The organism is Microbispora sp. NPDC046933, assembly GCF_040644635.1.
In the GTDB taxonomy this organism is placed as follows: domain Bacteria; phylum Actinomycetota; class Actinomycetes; order Streptosporangiales; family Streptosporangiaceae; genus Microbispora.
This window is the reverse complement of sequence record NZ_JBEYWW010000119.1, coordinates 1-1,344: the sequence shown is the minus strand read 5'-3', so window position 1 is coordinate 1,344 and position 1,344 is coordinate 1. Positions and strand designations below refer to the sequence as shown.

At 32.9% G+C, this 1,344-nt stretch carries 3 protein-coding genes; all 3 read right to left on the bottom strand.

The window, feature by feature from the left end; all coding sequences use genetic code 11:
* Nucleotides 1-134: 134 nt before the first annotated feature.
* The gene (locus ABZ857_RS44245; RefSeq protein WP_015425998.1) at nucleotides 135-686 is read right to left on the bottom strand and encodes an Asp23/Gls24 family envelope stress response protein; all 552 of its coding nucleotides are present in this window, start codon (nucleotides 684-686) and stop codon (nucleotides 135-137) included.
* Between the two features lie 20 nt (nucleotides 687-706).
* Nucleotides 707-895, bottom strand: coding sequence for a DUF2273 domain-containing protein (locus ABZ857_RS44240; protein WP_095346004.1), 189 nt, complete (start codon nucleotides 893-895; stop codon nucleotides 707-709).
* A 9-nt stretch (nucleotides 896-904) separates the two neighbouring features.
* The coding region (amaP, locus tag ABZ857_RS44235) for an alkaline shock response membrane anchor protein AmaP (protein ID WP_357056969.1) at nucleotides 905-1,344 on the bottom strand (440 nt) is incomplete at its 5' end.

The following is a 1,344-nucleotide window of genomic DNA, read 5'->3' as shown; positions in this document are numbered from 1 at the left end:
AATCTATCATGAAAGATCTCCTTAGCCTTATTTGACTCGATACTTCTATCTAAATAAAAAACTATATAATTGAACTCACTTACTAAAAAAGCCTCATAATAGAGGCCTTTGTTCATCAGGATTTATCTAGAAATTTATTTAACTCTAGCTTCTTTATCTGTATTGTCTTCTACTTTGTCTTTTACTTTATCAACTTGTTCAGAGGTGAATTTCCCAGTTGTTTGAGCCGCACTAGTCACTCGATCTTGAATACTTACATCATCTTCTTTTTGTTGCTCTTTCGTTTTAATATCTGTGACTGTTACGTTAACTTCAACAACTTCCAATTCTGTCATTGCCGCAACCTCTTTACGAATGACTTCTTTAATTTTTTCATAAATATCAGGCACATTCTTACGATATTCTGTAACTACTTTCAAGTCTACTGCAACCTGTGTTTTCCCAACTTCTACGTCAACACCTGTTGTAACATCATCAGTATTAATAAGTTTTCCTGTTAAGTTTGAGAAGAACCCACCTTCTACAGAAAGAAGTCCATCCACTGATTCTAATGCTAAACCTACAATCTTTTGCACAACTTTATCTTCATAAGTCAAAGTCCCCTTAATTTCTGGTTGGGTTTCCTTTGTTTTAGGAGTTTCTTTTTCTGCCATTGTTCCAAATGCTTTCATGTTTTCTTGTACCATAATATTCTCCTTTTATAATGTTATTTACGATTTATAAATAGATCAATGATTCCTGTCCTCTTTAAAAATAGACCAATATAAATTCCTAATCCAATTAAAAATAAAACCAGAATCATTTTCCAAAATCCAATAGTGAAGATACACACAGCAATGAGTGCACCTACGATTCCCCCTATAATCGGGTATCGATTTTTTTCGAAATAATCCATTGATCCCTCCTACATAACACGTTGTCGTTTAGGGTTATCGTCTTTACTTAATGTATTGACTTTTACTTTAAGTTTAACCGTATGTTCCAATCCAAAGAAACTTTTTAACCCTTCAATGATTTCCTGTTCCAGAACTTGAGCTTTTTGGGCCACTTCAACTCGAGGAACAATCTCACCCTTTACATCAATTTTTATCTTATTTTTAAAAAGTGAAACAGCGATTTTTGAGTTTTTAAGGTAATCATTTTCTTTTACTTTTTCACCTACAAATCCTTCAATGGCCGACTTCTTCAAAGTTAAATCTCCATTATTTGAAGTGAGTTGTACATCCATATAGGCTCGAGGATAAAAAAGAATTACAATCAAGGCGAGAATTAATATGACTGTTAAAACGATGTTCCCCCAAAACAAATAGTCTATCATATATTTACCTATGAACGGAATGTTAC